Annotated in this window: 15 protein-coding genes; 9 read left to right on the top strand and 6 right to left on the bottom strand. The window is 65.3% G+C overall.

Features of this window, described 5'->3' with window-relative positions:
• Positions 1-369: 369 nt before the first annotated feature.
• From E1748_RS26475 to hrcA, 3 genes are all read right to left on the bottom strand, one after another.
• Positions 370-777, bottom strand: coding sequence for an RNA-binding S4 domain-containing protein (locus E1748_RS26475; protein WP_133650222.1), 408 nt, complete (start codon positions 775-777; stop codon positions 370-372).
• Between the two features lie 64 nt (positions 778-841).
• Positions 842-1,909, bottom strand: a complete 1,068-nt coding sequence (gene hemH / locus E1748_RS26470) for a ferrochelatase (RefSeq protein WP_133650221.1) — start codon at positions 1,907-1,909, stop codon at positions 842-844.
• 144 nt (positions 1,910-2,053) lie between these two features.
• On the bottom strand, positions 2,054-3,073 hold the full coding sequence (gene hrcA / locus E1748_RS26465) for a heat-inducible transcriptional repressor HrcA (RefSeq protein ID WP_133650220.1): 1,020 nt from the start codon (positions 3,071-3,073) through the stop codon (positions 2,054-2,056).
• 318 nt (positions 3,074-3,391) lie between these two features.
• On the opposite strand from hrcA, the gene E1748_RS26460 reads away from it, so the two are divergent.
• The 3 genes from E1748_RS26460 (at position 3,392) to E1748_RS26450 (ending at position 7,448) form a co-directional block, all read left to right on the top strand.
• Positions 3,392-4,294 carry an NAD kinase gene (locus tag E1748_RS26460; protein ID WP_133650219.1) on the top strand — a complete coding sequence of 301 codons (903 nt, stop codon included), beginning with the start codon at positions 3,392-3,394 and terminating at the stop codon, positions 4,292-4,294.
• 28 nt (positions 4,295-4,322) lie between these two features.
• Positions 4,323-5,987 (top strand): DNA repair protein RecN, encoded by a 1,665-nt coding sequence (gene recN / locus E1748_RS26455; RefSeq protein ID WP_133650218.1) that lies wholly within the window; start codon positions 4,323-4,325, stop codon positions 5,985-5,987.
• Positions 5,988-6,410: 423 nt separating this feature from the next.
• The gene (locus E1748_RS26450; protein WP_240766791.1) at positions 6,411-7,448 is read left to right on the top strand and encodes a hypothetical protein; all 1,038 of its coding nucleotides are present in this window, start codon (positions 6,411-6,413) and stop codon (positions 7,446-7,448) included.
• A 75-nt stretch (positions 7,449-7,523) separates the two neighbouring features.
• On the opposite strand, the gene glnE is transcribed toward E1748_RS26450, so the two are convergent.
• Positions 7,524-10,322: a bifunctional [glutamate--ammonia ligase]-adenylyl-L-tyrosine phosphorylase/[glutamate--ammonia-ligase] adenylyltransferase gene (gene glnE / locus E1748_RS26445; protein ID WP_133650217.1), complete on the bottom strand. Its 2,799-nt coding sequence runs from the start codon at positions 10,320-10,322 to the stop codon at positions 7,524-7,526.
• Positions 10,323-10,527: 205 nt separating this feature from the next.
• On the opposite strand from glnE, the gene E1748_RS26440 reads away from it, so the two are divergent.
• The 3 genes from E1748_RS26440 (at position 10,528) to tldD (ending at position 17,275) form a co-directional block, all read left to right on the top strand.
• Positions 10,528-14,730 carry a YhdP family protein gene (locus E1748_RS26440; RefSeq protein WP_133650216.1) on the top strand — a complete coding sequence of 1,401 codons (4,203 nt, stop codon included), beginning with the start codon at positions 10,528-10,530 and terminating at the stop codon, positions 14,728-14,730.
• Positions 14,731-14,808: 78 nt separating this feature from the next.
• Positions 14,809-15,651 carry a carbon-nitrogen hydrolase family protein gene (locus E1748_RS26435; protein ID WP_133650215.1) on the top strand — a complete coding sequence of 281 codons (843 nt, stop codon included), beginning with the start codon at positions 14,809-14,811 and terminating at the stop codon, positions 15,649-15,651.
• Positions 15,652-15,808: 157 nt separating this feature from the next.
• Positions 15,809-17,275: a metalloprotease TldD gene (gene tldD / locus E1748_RS26430; protein WP_133650214.1), complete on the top strand. Its 1,467-nt coding sequence runs from the start codon at positions 15,809-15,811 to the stop codon at positions 17,273-17,275.
• 124 nt (positions 17,276-17,399) lie between these two features.
• Here the strand turns inward: tldD and E1748_RS26425 are convergent, their stop codons facing one another.
• Entirely contained in the window at positions 17,400-17,582 is a 183-nt protein-coding gene (locus E1748_RS26425) for a hypothetical protein (protein WP_133650213.1), read from the bottom strand.
• 75 nt (positions 17,583-17,657) lie between these two features.
• Between E1748_RS26425 and aroG the strand changes: the two genes are divergently transcribed.
• Entirely contained in the window at positions 17,658-18,731 is a 1,074-nt protein-coding gene (gene aroG / locus E1748_RS26420) for a 3-deoxy-7-phosphoheptulonate synthase AroG (RefSeq protein WP_133650212.1), read from the top strand.
• Positions 18,732-18,873: 142 nt separating this feature from the next.
• Here aroG and E1748_RS26415 read toward each other — a convergent pair whose 3' ends face one another.
• A complete protein-coding gene (locus tag E1748_RS26415; RefSeq protein WP_133650211.1) occupies positions 18,874-19,428 on the bottom strand; it encodes a cob(I)yrinic acid a,c-diamide adenosyltransferase in 555 nt (184 codons plus the stop codon).
• 281 nt (positions 19,429-19,709) lie between these two features.
• On the opposite strand from E1748_RS26415, the gene E1748_RS26410 reads away from it, so the two are divergent.
• Both E1748_RS26410 and E1748_RS26405 read left to right on the top strand, forming a co-directional pair.
• Complete coding sequence (locus E1748_RS26410; protein WP_133650210.1) at positions 19,710-21,125, top strand: FAD-linked oxidase C-terminal domain-containing protein; 1,416 nt, start codon at positions 19,710-19,712, stop codon at positions 21,123-21,125.
• A gap of 65 nt (positions 21,126-21,190) precedes the next feature.
• Entirely contained in the window at positions 21,191-22,684 is a 1,494-nt protein-coding gene (locus E1748_RS26405; protein WP_133650529.1) for an FAD-linked oxidase C-terminal domain-containing protein, read from the top strand.
• The last annotated feature ends 165 nt before the right edge of the window (positions 22,685-22,849 follow it).

Below are 22,849 nucleotides of genomic sequence, written 5' to 3'. Positions count from 1 at the left end.
GATGGGCGCAAAAACGGCATTTTCAAGCCATCCGACGGCGCTTTTTGCACTTCAACCGTGCCGCGGAAACGGCCCGTTACAACCATTACCCAAGCTTCATCAGATTGAGATTGAGCCTGCCTCGCGACTGGCCTAAACTCCATCCAAGCGTAGGAAAAGGCACGTTTACCCTAACCTTACGCCGAGCCATCATTTTTCAATTGCCCGTTTCCATCCTGTGCATTCAGGAGGTACCAGTGAAACTGACCTTTGCAATATCCGTGGTCGCCTTGGTACTCGTCGCGGGTACCACGACCATCTGCATGTCCGGCGCCGTCACCGACAGCACGACCGAATACGGTAGCGTGCACGCGACGATGGAGCAGCTGTTCAATCCCCACCTGAAAGTTTGTCGATAGTTCGCCGGTCCCGCTTGGTCGGCCGGCCGTGAAACGCGGCGGCCGGTTCGCGATACGTCTTGCGGCGCTCCAGTTCCAGCAGCCGCTTCGCTTTTCCTTCCACTGTCTCTGTATATAGCGTCTGCGCGATGCTGGCCGGACCGCGCACGTCGCACAGACCCAGCACGTCCAGCTGCCAGACCGCGTGTTCGATCTCGACCTCGACCCGGTCGCCGACCCGCACTTCCTTCGCCGGCTTCACAGTCAGACCGCCGATCCGCACCCGGCCTTTCTCCACTGCGTCCGCTGCCAGCGAACGGGTCTTGAAGAGGCGCGCCGCCCATAACCATTTGTCGATGCGCAGCCGCGCGCCGGGGTCCGTCGAAATCCTGTAGTTCATCGGATGCTCCGGACGCAACCCAACGCAGATAGCATGCCTGCGCGCGATGTCATGGCGAAGGCATTCATGTCGTCGCGACGCCGTGCGGCTGCGCCGCCTGAACTGGCCAGCCCTGCAGATTGACCGCGACGATCTCACCGAGCGCCGCGATCCATGCAGGCGCGTTGTTCACGCACGGAATCCGGTGAAACTCCTTGCCGCCCGCATGCACGAACTCGTCGCGCACCTCGATACCGATTTCTTCGATCGTCTCGAGACAGTCAGCCGTGAAGCCCGGGCAGAACACGTCGGCACGCCGCACGCCCGCCGCGCCCAGTTCCTTCAGCGTCGGTGCGGTGTACGGCTGCAGCCATTCGGCCTTGCCGAAGCGCGACTGAAACGTCACGCGGCATTCGACCGGCGTCAGTTCGAGCGCATGCATCAGCAGCGAGGCGGTTTGCTGGCACTGGTCGTGATACGGATCGCCGAGATCCAGCGTACGGCGCGGCACGCCGTGGAAACTCAGCACGAGTTTGTCGCCGGCCGAGAAATCGGGACGGCCGTGTGTATGCCAGTAGTGGTGAACCTGCGCAGCGAGCGCGGCGATGTACGCGGGGTGATCCGCGTAGTGACGCACGGTGCGGATCTCGAGCTGGTTGCGCATGCGGCGCAGCGCGGCGAACGCGTCATCGAATGCGGTGGCCGTGGTCGACGACGAGTACTGTGGGTACATCGGCATCAGCAGCACGCGCTCGGCGCCCGCGAGCTTCAACTGGTTCAGCATCGCCGGAATGCCGGGCGTGCCGTAGCGCATCGCGTACTCGACGAGCGTCGTGTAGCCGTTCGCGTGCAGCAGCTGGCGCAGCGCATCGACCTGCTTTTCGGTGTGCACGCGCAGCGGCGAACCCTCGGGCATCCAGACCGCCGCGTACTTCTTCGCCGACGACCGGCCGCGAAACGGCAGGATCAGCACGCGCAGGATGATCTGCCACAGCAGCGCCGGAATTTCGACGACGCGCGGGTCGGACAGAAACTGCGCGAGATAACGGCGCACTGCACGGGGCGTCGGCGCATCCGGCGTACCGAGATTGATCAGCAGCACGCCCACGCGATGGGCAGCGGATTGCGACGGCCGCTCGAGATCGAAACGCATAGGCAACAGTCAACCGCGTACTGCGGAGTGGGGGCGAAAGGGATCATTATAGCGGCGCGCTTCGGGCCGGCCACCTGGCCGTCCGGCCGATTGGCGGCGGCCGGCGCCGCGCGCACTATCTATACGAACCGAAGAGCGCAGCGTCTATTGCTGACTAAGCGTCAACGACAGCAGCCGCGCGGTGATGTCGACGATCGGGATCACGCGGTTGTACGCCATGCGGGTCGGGCCGATCACGCCGAGCGTGCCGACGATCTTCCCGTTCACTTCATACGGCGCGGTCACCACGCTCATTTCCTCGATCGGCACGAGCGTCGACTCGCCGCCGATGAAGATCTGCACGCCCTGCGCGTGACTCGATACGTCGAGCAACTGAAGGAGGCTGGTCTTTTGGTCGAACACATCGAACAGTTTGCGCAGCCGCGCCATGTCGGACGAAAGGTCCGCCACTTCGAGCAGATTGCGCTCGCCGGAGATCAGCACCGTCTCGCCTGTGTCGGATTCTTCGGTGCTCGCGGTGACGGCCGCGTGCATCAGTGTGGTCATGTCGCTGCGCAGCGTGTCGATTTCTTCGCGCAGCCGGCGGCGCACGTCGTCGAACGACAGTCCGGCGAAATGCGCGTTGATGTAATTGGATGCCTCGATCAGTTCGGACGGCGAGAAGTCGCGCTGCGTCGCCATGATCCGGTTCTGCACGTCGCCTTCGGGCGTCACGATGATGAGCAGGATGCGCTTGTCCGACAGCCGCATGAACTCGATCTGCTTGAACACATGGCTGCGACGCGGCGTCAGCACGACACCCGCGAACTGCGACAGACTGGACAGCACGCTCGCGGCCGCCGCGACGATCTTCTGCGGCTCGCCCGCCTGCAGCGTGGTCTTGACTGCGCGCGTGACCGCTTCTTCGTCAGCGGCGGATTCGACCGTCAACATCGTATCGACGAACAGCCGGTATCCGCGCGGCGTAGGGATCCGCCCAGCCGACGTGTGCGGACTGGCCACGAGTCCCAGTTCCTCGAGATCGGACATCACGTTGCGGATCGTCGCCGGGCTCAGTTCCAGCCCGGAATAACGGGACAGCGTGCGCGAGCCGACCGGCTGACCTTCCGCGATGTAGCGTTCGATCAGGGTTTTGAGGAGCGTTTGTGCGCGAGGATCTAGCATGGAGAAAAATTTTAGCTCAATGGCGCGACGAACGATATGACGGAAAGGCCGACGTCCTCGTGGCCCGACGAACCTCGGCCCGGCGCTGCGCACCCGCACGCAGCCGCGCCGGGCGAACGGGCAACGCCCGTTGTCATCGAAGCTTCACCATTCTAACGACAATCGGTATCGCACAAGCCGGGAATAACGTGGCCCGCGCGGCAATCGGCGCGATGACCGGCACAGCCGCCGGTGCCCGTCCTGCACGTGCCGGAAGACAGGGCACCAATGGGGGCGGCAACGGTTCTTTTCGGAACCCACCTATGGTGTAATGCCGGCATGCAAGTTACCAGCCAGTTCAGGACCGTTGCGCTCATCGGGCGCAGCAACACGCCCGGCATCGGCGAGCCGCTGATGGCGCTCGCCGCGTGCATCGAGAAGCGCGGCTTCGACATCGTGTTCGAGGCGAACACCGCTGCCGAAATCGGCGCGTCCGGTTACCCCGCGCTGCGGCCCGCGGAGATCGGCGCACGCGCCGACGTCGCGGTGGTGCTGGGCGGCGACGGCACGATGCTCGGCATCGGCCGGCAACTGGCGCCGTATCGCACACCGCTGATCGGTATCAATCACGGCCGGCTCGGCTTCATCACCGACATCCCGATCTCGGACATGTACGAGGCCATCCCGCAAATGCTCGCGGGCAGCTTCGAACGCGAGGAGCGCACGCTGCTCGAAGCGCGCATCATGCGCGACGGCGATCCGATCTATCACGCGCTCGCATTCAACGACGTCGTCGTGAACCGTAGCGGCTTTTCGGGGATGGCGGAGCTGCGCGTGTCGGTGGACGGCCGCTTCATGTACAACCAGCGCTCGGACGGTCTGATCGTCGCGACGCCGACGGGGTCGACCGCGTACGCGCTGTCGTCGCAGGGGCCGATCCTGCATCCTCAACTGCAGGGACTCGTGCTCGTGCCGATCGCGCCGCACTCGCTGTCCAACCGGCCGATCGTGCTGCCGGACGACTCGAAGGTGAGCATCCAGATCGTGTCCGGCCGCGACGTCAACGTGAACTTCGACATGCAGTCGTTCACCGCGCTCGAACTCAGCGACACGATCGAGGTGCGCCGCTCGCGTCACACGGTGCCGTTCCTGCATCCGGTCGGCTACAGCTATTACGCGACGCTGCGCAGGAAGCTGCACTGGAACGAATCCCCGTCGCACGAAGACGACGCCGCCAGCTAGACGCCTCCCCAGCCAACCAGACGACTCCATGCTTCGCCACCTCTCGATACGCGACTTCGTCATCGTCGCCGCGCTCGATCTCGAATTCGACAGCGGCTTCACGGTTTTCTCGGGCGAAACAGGCGCCGGCAAGTCGATCCTGATCGACGCGCTGGCGCTCGCGCTCGGCGCCCGCGGAGATGCGAGCGTCGTGCGCACCGGCGAAACCCGCGCCGACATCACGGCCGAATTCGACACGCACGGCGACGTGGACCGCTGGCTCGACGACCAGGCGCTCGCCACCACCGACGACAGCGCACACAGCACCGTGCTGCTGCGTCGCGTGATCGATGCGAACGGTCGCTCGCGCGCGTTCGTCAACGGCACGCCGGCCACGCTCACGCAGTTGCGCGAAGTCGGCGAAATGCTGGTCGATATTCACGGACAGCACGCGCATCAACTGTTGATGCGTCCCGACGCTCAGCGTCAACTGTTCGACACGCATGCCGGTCTGCTCGATACCGCCGCGACGGTCAATCGCGCGTGGCGCGGCTGGCGCGACGCGGCGCAGGCCGTCGAACTCGCGCAGACCCGCGATCGCGAGTTGCAGCTCGAACGCGAACGTCTTGCATGGCAGCTCGCCGAACTCGACAAGCTCGCGCCGCAACCCGGCGAATGGGACGACGTGAATGCCGAGCATCGGCGGCTGTCGCACTCGGCGAATCTGATCGACGGTGTGCAGAGTGCACTCAGCGCGCTGTCCGAATCCGACGACGCGATGATCTCGCAGCTCGGCTCGATCGTGTCGAAGCTGCGCGACCTCGCCGATATCGATCCGGCGTTAAACGATGCGCTCGCCGCGCTCGAACCCGCCGAGATCCAGTTGCAGGAAGCCGCGTATTCGCTGTCGCATTACGCGCAGCGTCTCGAACTCGATCCGGACCGGCTCGCGCAGATCGAAAAGCGTCTCGAAGCGCTGCATTCGGCCGCGCGCAAATTCCGTCTGCAGCCGCAGACGCTGCCGGAAGAACACGAAGCGCGTCGCGCGCAACTCGCGGCGCTCGACGCCGCCGCCGACCTCGACAGCCTGCGCGCCGCCGAAGCGAAAGCGAAGGACGCGTATCTCGTCGACGCGAAGCAGTTGTCGAAGGCCCGCGCGAAGGCCGCGAAAGCACTCGGCGCGGCGGTGACGACGGGCATGCAGGAACTGTCGATGGCAGGCGGCAGCTTCGAGGTCGCGCTGGTCGCGTTGCCGGAAGGCGGCGCGCACGGACTCGAACAGGTCGAGTTCCGCGTCGCCGGACATGCGGGCGTGCCGCTGCGGCCGCTCGCGAAAGTTGCGTCAGGTGGCGAACTTGCGCGGATCAGTCTGGCGCTCGCGGTGATCGCGAGTGCCGCGAGCCCGACGCCCACGTTGATTTTCGACGAAGTCGATACGGGTATCGGCGGCGGGGTTGCCGAAGTGGTCGGGCGTCTGTTGCATCAGCTTGGGCGCAATCGTCAGGTGCTGTGCGTCACGCACTTGCCGCAGGTGGCGGCGCGCGGCGATCATCATTTCCAGGTCGCGAAGGCATCGAACGGCAAGAGCGGCACGATCAGCACGGTCACGCCGCTCAATCGCGCGAACCGCATCGAGGAAGTCGCGCGGATGCTCGGCGGTATCGAAATCACCGCGACCACGCGCAAGCATGCGAAGGAAATGTTGACGGCTTGAGGGGGTGCTGCAGCAGCAACAGCGCCATCGCAGAACGAGGCATTTCCGAGCCATGAAGCGGTCTCGTTCACGCGGGCCGTGTGAATTACTTCGCTCTCCAGACGTGCTGCATGGCGCGCGCTCCCGCGCGCAATCGCAGACATCGCATCCACTCGCCCCGCACGATCCTTCAGCCCAACAGCACCACATCGCCTGAAACCTGCAACGATCACCAGCCGAAAAAAACAAAGCGAAACAATCTAAACCACTCCGCATTTCCGAGCCACTAGCCTGGTTCGGTCGCTTCGCATTCTCGAACGGGATTTCGCATCGGGACATTTCAAGGGGAACGTGTCGACCATTCTCAACGTAAGCGAGGGTCGCAGGTCCGTAGCTCACATTGCGACGGTAACAACAACCCCCTTCATTCCACGAGGATGTCCCATGAACCAGACTCAACGACGGTTTCTCTCCCGGCCGCATCACTTCTGGCCATTCGCTCTATTCGCGCTTGCCTGGCTGCTCATGCTGGTCTTCACACCGGCGCACGCAGACGAAGCGCTCACCTCCACCAGTCGATTAACCACCGCAGGTTCGTTGAGCGCAGCTACACGCCCCGCGAACGTGCCGCTCGACTACGTCGTCACACCGAACGGCTACTTCTCTCCCGATTGCGTCCAGGTCGTCCACTCGAACGAGACGCTGCAGGCGGACGGCAGTATCCGGCAGAAGAACGGAGCGATTCGTGCGCGGGTGCAATGCGGTCGTGCACACTTCGATCGTCAGGGTCGCAGCATCGCACCGACGGCAGTCGGCCCGATGTTGCAAGCGCCCGGCACGCGTGCGACAGAACCGACGTACACCGGCTGGATCGAGAGCGTCAATTATCAGAACGGCAGCAACGTCGGCCGACTGCGAGCCAGCTGGCGCGTCCCGTCCGCACCAAACGACGCTGAGAATCAGACCGTGTTCTTCTTCCCCGGGCTCGAGCAGTCGCCGAACGTGCAGTCGATCCTGCAGCCGGTGCTCGGCTGGAACGGTTTCGGCGATCACGCGTGGAGTATCGCGAGCTGGAACTGCTGCACGGCCGGCACGACGACGCATACCGATCCCGCCGCCGTGTCTCCGGGTGACGAGATCGTCGGCGATACGTATTCGCTGTGTGGCGTAGGCGTCTACGACTGCGGGTCCTGGTCGATCGTCACGCAGGACACGACCAACGGTCGCAGCGTCACGCTGAATACCGCGCCGCAGGGAGAACTGCAGTGGGTGTTCGGCGGCGTGCTGGAAGTGTATGGCGTGGCGAACTGCAATCAGCTTCCGCCGCAGGCGATGACGCAGTTCTATGGCGTGACCGTCTGGGACACGAACGGCAATACGCTGTCGCCGCCGTGGCGTGGAGGTTACGCGAGCGGGTCCATCTCGCCGCAGTGCAATTACAACCTCGCCGTCGATCCGAGCGACGTGTACCTGTACTACTAAAGCACGCTCGAACGCTCGACGATGTTGCAGCAGCATCGTCGAGCCACTGTCCGAACGAAGGCAGCAACAGCGAACTCAATCCGCCGCCCGCTCCCCAAAGACCCGCGCCCACAGCGCGAGCACGATGCCGCGCTCTACGGTAACAGTCGCCGGATCGACCCGCGCCTTCTCCATCCCATCAAGCCGCAGCCGATGCTGCATCTTCCGGTACGCGCGATACGCCGCGCCGACCGTCTCCGCTTCCTCCGCACTCATCAAACCGAAGCGTGACCCTTCGCGCAGCAACGCGATGTTGCCCGTATTGCGGACCAGCTCCGGATCGCGTGCCGCATGCAGCAGCACCCAGTACTGCACGAGGAACTCGATATCCACCATCCCGCCGCGATCGTGCTTCAGATCGAACAGCTCGGAACGATTCGGATGGCCAGCCTCGACGCGCGCACGCATATCGACGATCTCGCGCGCGAGCGGTTCCGCCTCGCGCGGCATCGTCAGCACCTGCTCGCGGATCGCCTCGAACCGCGCGCCGATCTCCGCGTCGCCTGCGCAATAGCGCGCACGCGTCAGCGCCTGGTGCTCCCACACCCACGCGGTGTTGGCCGCATCGCCTTCGCGCAGTTGATAGCGGCGGAACGCATCGAGATCGGTAACAAGCAATCCCGACTCGCCGTTCGGCCGCAACCGCAGATCGACATCGAACAGCGTGCCCGCGCCGGTCGCCATCGTGAGCCACGTGATGAGCCGTCGCGTGAAGGTCGCGTAGACGTCGGCGGATGCATCGTCCGGATCGTCGTACAGGAAAATCAGATCGAGGTCCGACGCGTAGCCGAGTTCCTTGCCGCCGAGCTTGCCGTACGCGATCACCGCAAAGCGCGGCACGTCGCGATGACGTTTCGCGAGATGCGCCCACACCGCTTCGAGCGCGACGTCGAGTACGGCGTCCGCGAGTTCGGACAGCCGGTCGCTGACGTGTTCGACGCTCAGCTTGCCCGCGAGATCGATCAGCAGGATGCGGAACACCTCCGCCTGATGCGCGTGACGCAGCAGGTCCATCTGCAGTTCGACACCGTCGGCTGCCGCGAGACGCGCACGCAGTCCGCGTTTGAACTCGGGCCAGTCGAACGGGCTCGCGATCGCTTCGTCGTCGAGCAGCTCGTCGAGCAGCTGCGGATGGCGAATCAGATAACCGGCCGCCCAATGCGATGCGCCGAGTACCGACAGCACGCGATGCAACGCATTCGGATATTCGGTGAGCAGCGCGAGATAGGCGCCGCGCCGGCTCACCGCTTCCAGCAGATCGAAGAACCGCGCGACGGTGTCGCCACGCCGCTCGGGCGGTTCGAGCGTCCGGGCCGCTTCGAGCGCGCGCTGCGCGGCGATGTCGAAGCGCTGCCGGCTGCGCTCGGGCAGCCCGACGTAGCGCGACGACTGCCACATCGCGCGCAGCCGCGCGAGCAACGCCTGCGGCTCGGCGACACCCAGCTCGACGAGATGCGCTTCGAGCGCGTCACCGGCGCTGTCGTCGGCAAGCGCACTGCTCCATACCCACATGGCCGCGCTGTCTTCGCTGACGCCGCTGCCGCGATGACCTTTCACCTTGTCGGAAAAAATCTGGTCGAACTGCTGCTCGACGCGATCGCGATGCGCTTCGAGTTCGGTCATCAGCGCGGCGTAGTCGGCAAAACCCATCGCGTCGGCGAGGCATGCACGCTCCGCCGGATCGACCGGCATTGCATGGGTCTGCGCATCGTCGCGATATTGCAGCCGGTGTTCGAGTTCGCGCAGAAAGCGATACGCGTTCGATAACTCGTCGCACACCGACTGCGCGATCAGCCCGTGCGCAGCCGCATGACGCAGCACCGCGAGCGTCGGCCGCACGCGAAAGCCCGCATCCTGGCCGCCGCGAATCAACTGGAACACCTGCGCGCTGAATTCGATCTCGCGAATACCGCCGCGACCGAGCTTGATGTCGTCGGCTTTATCCGGACGCATCGACGCGCGGCGCTGCGCCTCCTGGCGAATCTGCACGTGCAGTGCGCGGATCGCGCCGATCACACCGAAATCGAGATAGCGGCGATAGATGAACGGCGTGACGATCGCCTTCAACTGCTTCGCGAGACGCTGCGCGGATTCGCTGCGCCCCTCGGACACGAGGCGTCCCTTGATCCACGCATAGCGTTCCCACTCGCGGCCCTGCACGTAGAAATACTCTTCGAGCATGCCGAGGCTGCACACGAGCGGCCCCGAATCGCCGTTCGGCCGCAGCCGCATGTCGACGCGAAACACGTAGCCGTCGGCGGTGACTTCGGCGAGCGCGCCGATCAACCGCTTGCCGACGCGCGTGAAGAACTCCTGCGTGGCGATCGATGCGCGTTCGCCGCCAGCCGTCTCGCCGTCGTCCTCGTAGACGAAGATCAGATCGATATCCGACGACACGTTCAGCTCGCGCCCGCCGAGCTTGCCCATCCCGACGACACCCAGCGCGAGCCGTTCGCCGTTCGCGCCGCGCGGTTCGCCGTACAGCGCTTCGAGATCCGCCGACACGGCGGCGAGCGCGCGCTGGATCGTCGCTTCGGCGAGGTCGGTCATCGCGCCGGTCACTTCGGCGACGTCCGCGGTGCGCGCGAGATCGCGCTCCATCACGGCGCAGAACACTTCGGTGCGCAGCTGCCGCAGCGCCCGCTTCAGTGCATCGTCGCCGGAAGCGGTGGCGGCGCTGGCTTCGTACAGTGCGTCGAGCCGCGCTTCGATGCGCTCGCGCGTGATCGGCGCCGCAGCGAGCGCCGCGACGCGCGCCGCGAGGTCGGGACGCGCGGCGATCGCGCGCGCGGCGTAATGTGAATAGCTGGAACTCAGCGGGATGGGATCAGTCATCAAAGGTCTGGCTCACTCGTTGCTTCGTGTCTTCTTGTGTCGCTGCGCAGTGTCGATCCGCTCGCGCGACGCACTGCCGCGCATCCCCGCGGACGGCCTGCAAAGCGGCCTGCACGCGGGTTTGCCGGGAGTCCGTGGGCACAGGCCCGTGTGTTACATTTCGTCGTCAGACCGCAAAACTACCATACCCGCTATCCGCCGCAGCATGTCCGAGCGAAACGACTCCGCCGACCCGCAACCAGCCGGAAATCCCCGGCCCGCAGGCGGAAGCGACCACGTGGTACTGCGTCACACGCTGCGGGTGGCGCTGTGTATCGCGCTCGTCGTTTATTTCATTGCAGCCGCGCTGTTTTTCGGGCTGCGCTACGGCGTGCTGCCGCGCGTGGACGCCTTCCGTCCGCGCATCGAAGCGCTCGTCTCCGACAAGATCCACGCCGAACTGAAGATCGGCAAGCTCGCCCCGCACTGGGTCGGCTTCCAGCCGGGCGTCGACGTTACCGATCTCACCATTCGCGACCGCGACGGCCACGTCGCGCTGAATATCCCCCATGCCACCGCGACGCTGTCGTGGCGCTCGCTCGTGCAGTTCACGCCGCTGCTGTCGAGCCTGATCGTCGACAAGCCGGACGTGCTGGTCGAGCGTGCGTCGGACGGCACGCTGTCGGTGGCCGGCGTGCAGATGCCGAGCACCCACACCGGCAACGACACGTTCAGCACGTGGCTGCTGCGCCAGCAGGCGGTCGTGCTGCGCGGCGGCACGCTGCGCTGGCGCGACGCACAGCACGACGCGCCCGAACTCGCGCTGCAGGACATCCGCCTCGCCATTCTCAACGACGGCTACGACCACCGCGTCGCGCTGCAGGCACCCGCCGAAGGCACCGTGCTGCACGGTCCGCTCGACTTCCGCGCGCAGTTCCGCCACGCGCGGATGTCGGCGATCGGCAAGCCGATCAACTGGAGCGGCACTGCGTATGTATCGACCGGTCCCGTCGATCTACCGACGCTGTCGCACTACCTCGACTTCCCGATCGAAACCTTCGCGGGCCGCGTCGACAACGCCATCTGGATCGACTTCAGCGAAGGCCGGATGAAGTCGGCGAGCGGCGAGCTGTCGGGCACCGACGTGTCGCTGCGCGTGCGGCCGACCCAGCCGAAGCTCGACATGCCGGCCGCACGCTTCTCGTGGATGTTCGAGGCGCCCGAGCGCGGCGACTACACGCTGACGCTGCGCAACCTGCACGCGGAACTCGGCCAGCCGCCGCTCGACGACGGCACGCCGCTCACCCGCACGCTCGCGTTCTCGACGCTGACCGGCCACTACCGGATGCCCACCGTGCAGCACGGGCAACTGGTCAGCGTGACCGGCGATCGCGTCGACCTGGGCATCCTTGCCGAATTCAGCCGCGCGCTGCCGCTGCCGCGCCGTCTGTTGAACGAGCTGGTGCGTTTCAATCCGCGCGGGCTCGTCGCTAATTACGAGATGGAAATCGAGCGCGCGAAGCCCGAGGGCGGCGAGGCTGCGGCCGAACGCGGCTCGACCGGCAGCGAGCCGGTCGAGCACTACCGCTTCAAGGGTGACTTGCAGGGCATCAGCGTCGCCGCGCAGGAACCGCCGCCGGGCCTCACTGCAATGAATCACCCGCGCGCGGGGATTCCCGGCGTCGAAAATCTGTGGGGCCGCGTCGACGCCGACGAAACGCACGGCTCGATCACGCTCGACACCGCGAACGCAGCGGTCACGCTGCCCGGCGTGTTCGACGATCCGCGACTGACGTTCGACCGGCTGCACGGCGCAGGCACGTGGACCGTCACGCCGGCGCCGGGCGAAAAGCACAAGGCGTTCACCGTGTCGGTATCCGAACTGACCGTACAGAACCCCGACCTGCTCGGGACGATCGTCGCGAACTATTCGAACCCGGGCCACGGCCGCGGCGCACTCGACCTGAAAGCGAACATCGACCACGCGCAGGTACCGCGACTCGTCCGCTATCTGCCGACCAGCATCAGCGAGAAACTGCGCACCTATCTCGGTCACGGTCTGCAGGCCGGCACGTCGCACGGCGCGACGATCGAAGTGCATGGCGACCTGACCAAATTCCCGTACTCGCGCGAGCCGTCGGCGGGCGTGTTCCATATCGTCGCGCCGTTCAAGGGCGGCACGTTCGACCCGTCGCCGTTCCCGCCGAAGAAGATGAAGGACGGCACGCCGAGCGTGTGGCCGCCGCTCGCCGGGATCGACGGCGTGTTCGAGCTGAAGGAGAACCTGCTGCGCTTCGACGTCGATCGCGCGCATTACCGGCGTGTCGCGCTCAACAAGGTGACCGGCAAGATCGACGATCTCGGCACCAAGGCGTCGAGCCTCGTGATCGCCGGCGACGGTCGCGGCCCGCTCGCCGATATGCTCGACTACGTGAACAGCAGCGCGCTCGGCGGCATGTCGAAGCACGTGGCCGAAAAGATTCACGCCGACGGCCCCGCGACGCTCGCGCTGAAACTCACCGTTCCCCGCACACCGAAGCCGCACGTTGCGGTCGAAGGCACGGTCGGCTTCCTGAACAACCGCCTCGCGATGGACAACGTGCCGCCGCTGTCGCAGCTCAACGGCAAGGTCCACTTCACGCAGCGCACGGCCGCGCTCGACCGGCTGTCGGGCCGCATCCTCGGCGGCGACATCCGCGCAAACGGCGGCCTGAAGGAAGACGGCAGCTATGCGCTCGACGTCGCGGGCCACATCGCCGCCGATGCTGCACGCGGTCTGAATCTGCACGGCCCGGCCGCACAGGTGCTGACACGGATGTCGGGCACGGCGCCGTACGACCTGAGCGTGCGCGGCCGCAAGGGAGAACTGCCCGACGTCACCGCGAATTCCGACCTCACCGGCCTCGCTCTGAATTTTCCGGCGCCGTTCAACAAGCCGGTCGGCACACCGATGCCACTGCACTTCGCGCTGCAAGCCGCCCCGCAGGAACCGCACGTCGGCGCCGCGAATGCCCCCGGTCTGGAGCGTGCGGATCTGACGTTCGGTCCGATCGCCGCCAGCTATCTGCTGCAGCTCGCGCCGCACGGGCAGCCGTCGGTCCTGCGCGGCGCGGTCGGCGTGAACAAGCCGGCGGACCTGCCGTCCGAAGGCGTCGTCGCTGCCGTCGATCTCGATACGTTCGACGCCGATGCGTGGCGCACGCTCGTCGCCGATCTGCGGCGTCGCGGCGGGGACGTGCCCCCGCCCGGCGTGTCGCCGGGCACGTTGACGCAATTCCTGCCGAACCGCTTCGCGGTCCACATCGGGACGCTGACACTGCTGAAACGGCACTGGGAAAGCGTGGTCGTCGGCGCGTCGCATGTCGACAATAAATGGCAGGCGAACGTCGCGTCGAACCAGGTGTCGGGCCACGTGTCCTGGCTGCCCGGCGCGACCAAAGAATCGCCGGGCACGCTGCAGGCGCGGCTCGCGCGACTCGTCGTGCCGTCGACCTCGCAGAACGATCTGCTCGGCCAGGCGATGTCGCAGCCGGCGCAGAACATGCCGTCGATCGATCTGGTCGTGAACGAGCTGATCGTGCGCGACCGTAACATCGGCCGGCTCGAAGTCGATGCGCACAACACCGACGACGACGGCGTCGCGGTCTGGCAGCTCGACAATCTCGAGATCAGCAATCCGGCCGCGAAACTTACCGCGACGGCGAACTGGCGCACGTCGCGGCGCCTCGGCGCGAATGCCGACGAGGACACCCCGCGTCGCACGGTGTTCGATTTCAAGCTCGACATCAAGGACGCGGGTGCGCTGCTCGAACGCGCGGGCCTGCCGCGTACGCTGAAGGGCGGCTCGGGTACGCTGGCCGGCAAGGTCGGCTGGCGCGGCGGCCCGACTGCGATCGACTATCCGACGCTCGGCGGCAATCTGTCCGTCGATTTGCGGCACGGGCAGATTCTCAAGGTCGATCCGGGCGTCGCGAAGCTGCTTGGCGTGCTGAGCCTGCAAAGCCTCGCGCGCTTCGCGACGCTGAACTTCCGCGACGTGATCGGCGAGGGGCTGCCGTTCGAACGCGTGACGGGTACCGGCAAGATCGAGAACGGCATCGGCCGCACCGACAACTTCGAAATGGTGACCGCACCCGCGCGCGCCGAGATGCACGGCACCGTGAATCTCGCGAAGGAAACGCAGAATCTCGACGTCCACGTCGTGCCGACCGTCAGCGCGGGCGCCGCTGTGGTCGCGGCGGCGGTCGTCAATCCGCTGCTCGGGCTCGGCGCACTGGTCGCCGACTTCGCGCTGTCGCATTCGATCAGCAAGGCCTTCGCGCTCGACTACGCGATCACCGGATCGTGGTCCAAGCCGCACATCGAGCGGGTGCATGGCGATAGAGGTAAGATGGACGCACCCGCTTCGGCCACGGTCGCCACGCCCTGAATCTGTCTGTCTTGCAGGCTGCGGCACTGGCGGCCCAATCGTCCGCGCCGTCCTGATCAGGAGTTTTGCGAAACGCCCATGAGCGACCCACACGTTCCTTCCGCAGCCGGGCTCGTCCCGTCGGCCCGCGTCGCCGCGCTGCAGATGGTCAGCACGCCGGACCGCGATCGCAATCTGGCGGAAGCGGAGCAACTGATCGCGCAGGCCGCCGCCGACGGCGCACAACTCGTGCTGCTGCCCGAATACTTCTGCTTCATGGGCTTCAAGGACACCGACAAGCTGTCGATCCGCGAGCCGTACGGCGATGGCCCGATCCAGCGGTTTCTTGCGGATGCGGCACGCCGTCACAGCGTGTGGATCATCGGCGGCACGCTGCCGCTGACTGCGCCGGAACTGTCACGGGTCCTCAACACGACGCTCGTGTTCGATCCGCAGGGCCGCGAAGCCGCGCGCTACGACAAGATCCACCTGTTCAATTTCGAGAAAGGCGCCGAATCGTTCGACGAAGCGCGCACGATCCGGCCCGGCGATGCCGTCCGGACGTTCGATGCGCCGTTCGGACGGGTCGGCCTGTCGGTCTGCTACGATCTGCGCTTTCCGGAGCTGTATCGCAAGCTGGGCGACTGTGCGCTGATCGTCGTGCCGTCGGCGTTCACGTACACCACCGGACGCGCGCACTGGGAAACGCTGCTGCGCGCCCGCGCGGTGGAAAACCAGTGCTACGTGCTCGCCGCCGCGCAGGGTGGTCAACATGAAAACGGCCGCCGCACGTGGGGACACACCATGCTGATCGACCCATGGGGCGAGATCGTCGCGGTGCGCGACGAGGGCGCCGGGGTTGTCGCGGGCACGATCGAGCGCGCGCGTATCGACGAAGTCCGCACGAGCCTGCCGGCGTGGCGCCATCGCGTGCTGGCCTGATGTCCTCGCGTCGATACTCCATCGAAACAATTAAGCTATTGAAAGTACGGCCCATCCGATCCATCTTGATGAAACAGCCCGCGCTCAACACTACGTACCGAACGGCATTTCGCGACACCTCCGAACCGACGACCCGACTCCATCGACCCACACACGCATGAATATCATCGAACCCGGCATCCGTAATCTTGCAACCGCGAAGGACGTCCTGCTGACGCCCTACGGCCTCGACGAAGCCGTGCTCACGCGCACGCTCGCGGAAATTTTCACGCATCGCATCGACTACGCGGACCTGTATTTCCAGGCGACCCGCAGCGAGGCATGGAGCCTTGAAGAAGGCATCGTCAAATCGGGCAGCTTCAGCATCGACCAGGGCGTCGGCGTGCGCGCCGTGTCCGGCGACCGCACTGCGTTCGCGTATTCGGACGACCTGTCGCCCGAGGCGATCCGCCAGGCCGCGCTCGCGACCCGCTCGATCGCAAAGGCCGGTGGCGGCCGGCAGAAGGTGAGGGTCGCATCGTCGCTGACGGGCGTGGCCGGTCGCGATCTCTATCTGCCGTCCGATCCGCTGCATTCACTCGACGCAACCGCCAAGGTGAAGCTGCTCGAACGCGTCGAGCAGATGGCACGCAGCCGCGATCCGCGCATCACGCAGGTGATGGCGGGTCTCGCCGGCGAATACGACGTCGTGCTGGTCGCGCGTAGCGACGGCGTGCTCGCAGCCGACATCCGGCCGCTGGTGCGCGTGTCGGTGACGGTGATCGCCGAGCAGAACGGTCGTCGCGAGATCGGTAGCGGCGGTGGCGGCGGACGCTTCGACTACGGCTACTTCACCGATGCCGTGTTGTCGAAATATGTCGACGACGCAGTGCATGCGGCTTTGGTGAACCTGGACGCACGCCCCGCCCCCGCCGGCGCGATGACCGTCGTGCTCGGACCGGGCTGGCCCGGCGTGCTGCTGCACGAGGCGATCGGCCACGGGCTCGAAGGCGACTTCAACCGCAAGGGTTCGTCCGCGTTCGCGGGCCGGATGGGCGAACAGGTCGCGGCGAAGGGCGTCACGGTCGTCGACGACGGCACGCTGCCGAACCGTCGCGGCTCGCTGAACATCGACGACGAAGGCAACGCCACGCAGTGCACGACGCTGATCGAGGACGGCATCCTCAAGGGCTACATCCAGGACACGCTGAACGCGCGCCTGATGAAGATGCCGGTCACCGGCAACGCGCGCCGCGAGTCGTACGCCGCGCTGCCGATGCCGCGCATGACCAACACGTACATGCTGAACGGCGACAAGGACCCGCAAGAAATCATCGAGTCCGTGAAGAACGGGCTGTACGCGGTGAACTTCGGCGGCGGTCAGGTCGACATCACGAACGGCAAGTTCGTGTTCTCGGCATCCGAGGCGTACATGATCGAGAACGGCAAGATCAGCTACCCGGTGAAGGGTGCGACGCTGATCGGTAGCGGCCCGGAATCGCTGAAGTACGTGACGATGATCGGCAACGACATGTCACTCGATACCGGCGTCGGCGTGTGCGGCAAGGAAGGCCAGAGCGTGCCGGTCGGCGTCGGTCAGCCGACGCTGCGCATCGAGAAGATGACGGTCGGCGGCACGGCTTAAATCGCAGCCAGTCGCACGTTTCTTGCGTTGCAGCAACGAAACGTGCGGATTTTCCGCATTTTTACGAGCCTTGGCTTGTCAGCCGTTCGACGCCGGGTTATAAAGCACGACACCCTTTTCCAGATCAGCGATCACTTTTAACGCCATGTCCGCCAAGTTTTATTTTTACTTCTTTTGGCATCTCAGACCGCTGGCGGATCGAGAGGGGTGACAGTGCACCCGAAATTCCCGAAAAAACCGCCAGCGAGTCTGGCGGTTTTTTTTCGCCCTCGCCGTTTCCCTTGTTTTCATCGTTTCCCTCTTTCAACCTTTTTAGCCTGACGAGTTTTCCGCCGCGGTCCGCCGCGCGAACACGCTACAAGCAAAACCCTGGAGAAAAACCATGCCCCCGCACAACACCGACGATGTCCGCATCCGGGAACTGAAGGAACTCACGCCGCCGGCTCACCTGATCCGCGAATTCCCCTGCAACGAAACGGTGTCGAGCCTGATCTACAACGCCCGCCAGTCGATGCACCGGATCCTGCATGGAATGGAAGACCGGCTGATCGTGATCGTCGGGCCGTGCTCGATTCACGATACGAAGGCCGCGCTCGAATACGCGGGACGGCTCGTCGAACAGCGCAAGCGCTTCGCGGGCGAACTCGAAATCGTGATGCGCGTGTACTTCGAAAAGCCGCGCACGACGGTGGGCTGGAAGGGTCTCATCAACGACCCGTTCATGGACAACAGCTTCAAGATCAACGACGGTCTGCGCACCGCGCGCGAACTGCTGATGCACATCAACGAACTCGGTCTGCCTGCCGGCACCGAATACCTCGACATGATCAGCCCGCAGTACATCGCGGATCTGATTTCGTGGGGGGCGATCGGCGCGCGCACGACCGAATCGCAGGTGCATCGCGAGCTCGCGTCGGGGCTGTCGTGCCCGGTCGGCTTCAAGAACGGCACCGACGGCAACGTGAAGATCGCCGTCGATGCAATCAAGGCGGCGTCGCAGCCGCACCATTTCCTGTCGGTGACGAAGGGCGGCCACTCGGCGATCGTGTCGACGGCCGGCAACGAGGATTGCCACATCATCCTGCGCGGCGGCAAGGCGCCGAACTACGATGCCGAAAGCGTCAACGCAGCGTGCGCGGACATCGGCAAGGCGGGTCTCGCGGCGCGTCTGATGATCGATGCGAGCCACGCGAACAGCTCGAAGAAGCACGAGAACCAGATCCCGGTGTGCGCGGATATCGGTCGGCAGATTGCGGGGGGCGACGAGCGGATCGTCGGCGTGATGGTCGAGTCGCATCTGGTCGCTGGGCGCCAGGATCTGCAGGAAGGCTGTGAGCTCACGTACGGTCAGAGCGTCACCGATGCGTGTATCGGTTGGGACGAGAGCATCGGCGTGCTCGAAGGGCTCGCGGAGGCGGTGAAGCAGCGGCGGGTTGCGCGCGGTAGCGGGAACTGAGCGTTGCCTCGCGTGAGGTGAGGTTGCGCGACGGCACGGCGGTGCGGTCGCGCAGAGGCATCGCGGTGCGATGTGGCGGTAAGCATCGCTTCTTCAAACCACAGCGTGCACCGCACTCGCGCACCGCACCCGGATGAAAGCCCTACCCCGCGCCGCGATCGTGACGCCACAGCACGTCGCTGCCGCCGTCCACGCGATTCAACACACGCGCGAGCACGAACAGCAGATCCGACAGACGGTTCACATAACGACGCGGCGCCGCGTTGATTGTCTCCGATTCGCCTAGCGCGACGATCGTCCGCTCGGCGCGGCGACACACGGTCCGGCACACATGCGCAAGCGAAGCCGCGCGCGATCCGGCGGGCAGGATGAACTCCTTCAACGGCGGCAACGTCGCGTTGTAGTCGGCAAGCCAGCCGTCGAGCCGCGCGAGATAGTCATCCGAAATCACCGTGTGACCCGGTATGCAAAGCTCGCCGCCAAGGTCGAACAGGTCGTGCTGGATCGCGGTCAGCGCGGCGCGCACGTCGTCGGGTAGCGGCTCGCACAGCAGCACGCCGAGATTCGAATTCAGCTCGTCGACGTCGCCCATCGCGGCGATCCGCGCATCGTCCTTGCGCACGCGCCGGCCATCGCCGAGGCCGGTGCTGCCGTCGTCGCCGGTGCGGGTAGCGATCTTGCTCAAGCGGTTGCCCATGATGAGTCCCGGTGGATTGCGTTCGGTGACCGCCCGTCGGCGTTGCGTGCCGCTGGCTGCTGGCCGCGTGCCGAGTCGGTGGATCGGTGGATCGGTGGATCGGTGGATCGGTGGATCGGTGGATCGGTGGATCGGTGGATCGCAGTCATTATAGGTGGCCGGGGTGACGGATCGGGGCGCGCACCTGGTGTCCTCCCTGCGCCCGCCCCGGACGATCGCGGCGTAAAATGCCCCGATACATCAGAATCAAAAAACATCCCGCCCGCCACCAGGAGACATGCGTGAACCATCCCGTGCCGCCGGCATCCGTGCGCCGTCCATTTCCCGACGCACTGCTCACCGCGCTGAAAGCCGCTTTCGGCGAACGCGTCTCCACTGCCGAGGCCGTGCGCACGAACCATGGCCGCGACGAATCGCCTTTCGATCCACAGTTGCCCGACGCAGTCGTCTACGCGCGAACGACCGAAGACGTGCAGACCATCGTCAAGCTGTGCGGGCAATACGACACGCCGATCATTCCATATGGCAACGGCTCGTCGCTCGAAGGGCATCTGCTGGCCGTGCAGGGCGGCGTGTCGATCGACCTCTCCGAAATGAACCGCGTGCTGTCGATCAACGCAGAAGACCTCACCGTCACCGTCGAGCCCGGCATCTCGCGCAAGCAGTTGAACGAAGCGCTGCGCGACACCGGCCTGTTCTTCCCGATCGATCCGGGCGCCGACGCGAGCATCGGTGGCATGTCGGCGACGCGCGCATCGGGGACCAACGCGGTGCGTTACGGCACGATGCGCGAGAACGTGCTGGGCTTGAGCGTCGTACTCGCGGACGGCCGCACGATCCACACCGGCACGCGCGCGCGCAAATCGTCGGCGGGGTATGACCTCACGCGTCTGTTCGTCGGCTCCGAAGGCACGCTCGGCGTCATCACCGAAATCACGCTGCGGCTTTATCCGCAACCGGAGGCGGTGTCGGCGGCAGTGTGCGCGTTTCCGTCGATGGGCGAGGCGGTGCGCGCAGTGATCGAGACGATCCAGATCGGCGTGCCGATCGCGCGCGTCGAGTTCGTCGATGCACTTGCGGTCCGTTCGATCAACCGTCATTCGCATCTGACGCTGCGCGAAGCACCTACGCTGTTTTTCGAATTTCACGGCACCGAAGCGGGCGTGAAAGAACAGGCCGAACTCGTGCAGGACATCGCCGCACAGAACGCGGGTGAAGGCTTCGAATGGGCGACGCGTCCCGAAGATCGTAGCCGGCTGTGGAACGCGCGACACAACGCGTACTTCGCGATGCTGCAGTTAAAACCCGGTTGCCGCGCGGTCACCACCGACGTCTGCGTGCCGATCTCGCGACTCGCCGAATGCGTCGTCGAAACCGAGCAGGATCTGATCGCGTCGCCGCTGCCCTGCCCGATCGTCGGCCATGTCGGCGACGGCAATTTCCACGTCGCGATTTTGATCGACCCGAACAAACCGGAAGAACTCGCCGAAGCCGAACGGCTCAACCGGCTCATCGTGCAGCGCGCGCTGCGCATGGACGGCACCTGCACCGGCGAACACGGCGTCGGGTTGCACAAGATGAACTTCCTGCTCGAAGAACACGGTGCCGTCGCGGTGGATACGATGCGTTCGATCAAGCACGCACTCGATCCGCGTAACCTGATGAACCCTGGCAAGATTTTCTCGTGGGCCGCGTGAAGCAGCGTAACCAGCGTGACAATACGGAGCGCCCGGACATGAAAGAGGTCGCAGCAACCGAAGACCTGAACACGCCCGCCGAGCTGTCGGCCGACGTGCTCGCGCAGCGTCAGCGCGAAGTCGTGCAAGCATTGATGGCCGTGCTGCCCACACACTGTCTGCTGTATCGCGAGGAAGACACGACCGCGTACGAATGCGATGGGCTCGCGGCGTATCGTCGTCTGCCGCTCGCGGTCGTGCTGCCGGAAACGGAATCGCAGGTGCAGCGCATCGTGCAGATCTGCAACCGGCTCGATGTACCGATCGTGCCGCGTGGTGCGGGCACCGGGCTGTCGGGTGGCGCGATGCCGATACGGCACGGCATCGTCGTGTCGCTGGCGCGCTTTCGCAAGATCGTCGAGGTCGACTCGTATGCGCGCACGGCCACCGTGCAGCCCGGCGTGCGCAATCTCGCGATCTCGGAAGCCGCCGCGCCTTACGGGCTGTACTACGCACCCGATCCCTCATCGCAGATCGCGTGCACGATCGGCGGCAACGTGTCGGAGAATTCGGGCGGCGTGCACTGCCTCAAGTACGGGCTGACGGTTCACAACGTGCTGCGCGTGCGCGCGGTGACGATGGACGGCGATGTCGTCGAATTCGGTTCGCTGAGCCCCGATGCACCCGGGCTCGATCTGCTCGCGGTGCTGATCGGCAGCGAAGGGATGTTCGCGATCGTGACCGAGGTCACCGTCAAGCTGATCCCGAAGCCGCAGACCGCGCAGGTCGTGATGGCGAGTTTCGACGACGTCGTGAAAGGCGGCAACGCCGTAGCCGAGATCATCGCGGCCGGCATCATTCCCGCCGGCCTCGAGATGATGGACAAGCCGGCGACGCGTGCAGTCGAAGGCTTCGTCAACGCCGGCTACGATCTCGACGCAGCCGCGATCCTGCTGTGCGAATCGGACGGCACGCCTGAAGAAGTCGCCGATGAAATCGTCCGGATGACTGCGGTGCTGCGCGAACACGGCGCGACCCGCATCCAGATCTCGCGTTCGGAAAGCGAGCGGCTACGCTTCTGGTCGGGACGCAAGAACGCATTCCCCGCAGCCGGCCGCATTTCGCCCGATTACTACTGCATGGACGGCACGGTGCCGCGCCGCAGCATCGGTCCGCTGCTTGCGCGTATCGAAGCGATGGAAGAGAAGTATCGGCTGCGCTGCATGAACGTGTTCCATGCAGGCGACGGCAACATGCATCCGCTCATCCTGTTCAACGGCAACGATCTCGACGAATGGCATCGCGCCGAAGCGTTCGGCGCCGATATTCTCGAGGCCTGCGTCGAACTCGGCGGCACGGTGACGGGCGAACACGGCGTCGGCATCGAGAAGATCAATTCGATGTGCGTGCAGTTCTCGCCGGAAGAACGCGATACGTTCCATGCGGTGAAGCGTGCATTCGATCCGGCCCGTCTGCTGAACCCCGACAAGGGCATCCCCACACGCGCTCGCTGTGCCGAGTACGGGAAGATGCATATCCGCGGCGGCCTGCTGCCGCATCCCGAGCTGCCCCGCTTCTGATGCCGTCCGCATGCCGGACATAACCAAAGAAACGCGGCCGTGCGTCACGCATGGCCGCGTTTTCTTTTGTCCTGCCCCCGTGCGTCATCTGCTGCAGGGTCGGTCCACGGCCTAGGGGCCGCTCCGGGTTGCCAGCGCGGTCCTGCCCGGTACAATCGAAGCAAA

The sequence above is a fragment of the Paraburkholderia flava genome, from assembly GCF_004359985.1.
GTDB lineage: Bacteria > Pseudomonadota > Gammaproteobacteria > Burkholderiales > Burkholderiaceae > Paraburkholderia > Paraburkholderia flava.
The sequence above is the reverse complement of the archived record's forward strand: the minus strand, read 5'-3'. Positions and strand labels throughout refer to the sequence as shown.